Below are 2,162 nucleotides of genomic sequence, written 5' to 3' on the forward strand. Positions count from 1 at the left end.
ACCACGCACTGGGCCAGCAGTCACGACTTCCCCCGCCGCTACCCGAAGGTCAGGCTGGATGCCGAGCGTATTTTCATCAGGGATGGCGACATCTGGACGTCGGCCGGCATCTCGGCCGGAATAGACCTGGCGCTTGCCCTCGTCGAAGATGACCTTGGCGCTGAAGTGGCGCGCCGCACCGCACAGCAGATCGTCATGCACCAGCGCCGGCCGGGCGGCCAGTCGCAATTCTCGGCCTTCGTCGAGCTGGGCGGGCGAACCGGCCGCTTCGCCGCGCTGATCGAGTGGGTGCGGGCAAACCTGGCCGAACCGCTGACCGTCGAATGCCTGGCCGATCACGCGGCCATGAGTCCCCGCAACTTCGCCCGCGCCTTCACGTCCGAGACCGGCGTCACGCCGGCAAAGGCGGTAGAGCGCATGCGCCTCGAGACGGCCCGCACGGCGATCGAGACCAGCCATCTCCCGCTTGAGCGCATCGCCGAAACCGCCGGTTTTGGCGATCCCGGACGAATGCGGCGCGCCTTCCTGCGTACCCTTGGCCAGCCGCCGCAGGCGTTTCGGGCGGCCGCCGAACACAGGGAGCTTCACTCGGGGCGGCCAAGCAGCGGCTCTGCCGGCTTAAGGGCCGTTCCGGTCCACAAGCGGACAAAAGCGAATGAGCGCACTTGATCCAGACCGAAGTTTCACGAAAATCATTCCAAAGCCGGCTGCTGCCATTCAGTGCGCCACTTTCGGCCTGTTGGACTGGATATTGCGGCGCCTGGCCTAATCGCCGCAGATGACGAACCGGATAGCCATTATGAGGAGACTGTTTATAACGGTCGCTGAAATCGCGATGACCAAGGGGAGACGATGCGCTACATACGTCCGCTTTCAATAGAAGATGCCGTTGGCCAGTTGGCCGGGTCGGCTGGTACGGCCGCCATCCTCGCGGGAGGCAGCGACCTCCTGGTCAGGATGAAGGGCGGCTTTGCCGAACCAGAGTTGATCGTCGACATCAAGGCGATCGATGGCTTGAGCGAGATCCGGGAGACGGCTGAAGGCTTCAGCATCGGCGCCGCGGTCCCTTGCGCCGTCCTGGGGGAGAACACCGCCCTCAAGAAGGCATGGCCTGGTGTCGTCGAGGCGGCCAAGCTGATCGGCTCCAAGCAGGTGCAGGGCCGCTGCACCATCGTGGGCAATCTCTGCAACGCCTCGCCGGCTGCCGACAGCGTGCCGGCGCTGGTTGCCGCCGGCGCCAGGGCAGTGGTCGTCGGGCCGGCGGGCAGGCGCACGATCCCCGTACAGAGCGTGCCGACCGCGCCGGGCAAGACGTCGCTGGCCAAAGGCGAGATCATCGAGGCGATCCTGCTCGACAAGCGCGAGCCGCGGTCTGGCGATGCCTATCTGCGTTTCATTCCACGCACCGAGATGGACATCGCGGTGGTCAGCGCCGGGGTGAACCTGACGCTCGACGAGCACGGTGTCGTCAAATCGGCCCGCGTGGCGCTGGGCGCCGTGGCGGCGACGGTGCTTCTGGTTGAAGAGGCCGCGGAGGTGCTCGTCGGCTCCAGGCTGGACGAGGCGACGCTGGAACGGCTCGCCAAGGTCTGTGCGGGCGCCTGCCGTCCCATCGACGACAAGCGCGGCACTATCGAATTCAGACGAAAAGTTGCGGGTGTGCTGGCCCAGCGGGCCGCCACATCAGCCTATGCACGTGCAGGAGGCAAATGATGGCTGGAATTGCAGTTTCAACGACAATCAACGGCGATGCTGTCGAGTATCTGTGCCAGCCCGACGAGACGCTGCTAGACGTCCTGCGCGATCGGCTGGGGCTGACGGGCGCCAAGGAAGGCTGCGGCACCGGCGACTGCGGCGCCTGCAGCATTATCCTCGACGACCGGTTGGTGTGCTCATGCCTGGTGCTCGGCGCCGAGGCTGAAGGCCGTCGCGTCGAGACCATCGAGGGCATGGCGCATGGCGATACGCTGCACCCGCTGCAGCAGAAATTCCTCGAGCACGCCGCATTGCAATGCGGCATCTGCACGCCGGGCTTCCTGATCGCGGCCAAGGACCTCCTGGCCAAGAACCCCGACCCGACCGAGGAGGAAATCCGCTTCGGCCTTGCCGGGAACCTCTGCCGCTGCACCGGCTACGACAAGATCGTGCGCGCCGTCCAGGAT

At 65.8% G+C, this 2,162-nt stretch carries 3 protein-coding genes; all 3 read left to right on the forward strand.

Annotation, left to right across the window (positions count from 1 at the left end):
• A partial coding sequence (locus EN914_RS14135; RefSeq protein ID WP_127389132.1) for a GlxA family transcriptional regulator occupies window positions 1–669 on the forward strand: 669 nt, incomplete at its 5' end.
• 183 nt (window positions 670–852) lie between these two features.
• On the forward strand, window positions 853–1,713 hold the full coding sequence (locus EN914_RS14140) for a xanthine dehydrogenase family protein subunit M (protein ID WP_024501709.1): 861 nt from the start codon (window positions 853–855) through the stop codon (window positions 1,711–1,713).
• A partial coding sequence (locus EN914_RS14145) for a (2Fe-2S)-binding protein (RefSeq protein WP_164751498.1) occupies window positions 1,713–2,162 on the forward strand: 450 nt, incomplete at its 3' end. The genes EN914_RS14140 and EN914_RS14145, both read left to right, overlap by 1 nt.

It is taken from the genome of Mesorhizobium sp. M7A.F.Ca.CA.001.08.2.1 (genome assembly GCF_003998455.1).
Taxonomy (GTDB): Bacteria; Pseudomonadota; Alphaproteobacteria; order Rhizobiales; family Rhizobiaceae; genus Mesorhizobium; species Mesorhizobium ciceri.

What these genes read in the sequence shown, in the direction of transcription:
- EN914_RS14140 (WP_024501709.1), top strand. Translation starts at nt 853, where the DNA reads ATGCGCTACATACGTCCGCTTTCAATAGAAGATGCCGTTGGCCAGTTG.